This is a genomic window from Seonamhaeicola marinus, from assembly GCF_008085455.1.
Genome location: NZ_VSDQ01000842.1, coordinates 1 through 392, shown reverse-complemented (window position 1 = coordinate 392; position 392 = coordinate 1). Strand labels below are relative to the sequence as shown.

1 protein-coding gene is annotated in these 392 nt (G+C 34.7%); it reads right to left on the bottom strand.

The window, feature by feature from the left end:
* On the bottom strand, positions 1 to 392 hold a 392-nt coding region (locus FUA24_RS23815), incomplete at both ends, for an amino acid--tRNA ligase-related protein (protein ID WP_317131976.1).

Here is a 392-nt window from a genome sequence, read left to right as displayed (position 1 = left end):
TTCATTCATACGTGATGGTACCACAAAATCGCGGGCACCTTCAGGTGTAGATTTAATTAAATAAGGTGTTTCAACCTCAATAAATCCTTGGTTAGATAAATAGTTTCTAACTTCTTGGGTTACTTTGTGCCTAAATATTAAACTGTTTTTAACAGGATTTCTTCTAATATCAAGGTAGCGGTATTTCATGCGCAATTCTTCACCACCGTCAGTGTCATCTTCAATAGTAAAAGGTGGTAAAATAGCTTTGTTTAGAATGTTTAATTCTGAAACTAAAATTTCAATATCACCTGTTGGAATATTAGCGTTTTTTGAGGCGCGTTCAATAACAGTACCGGTAACTTGAATAACAAACTCTCTGCCCAAATGTTGTGCTTGCTCAATAAGTGTTT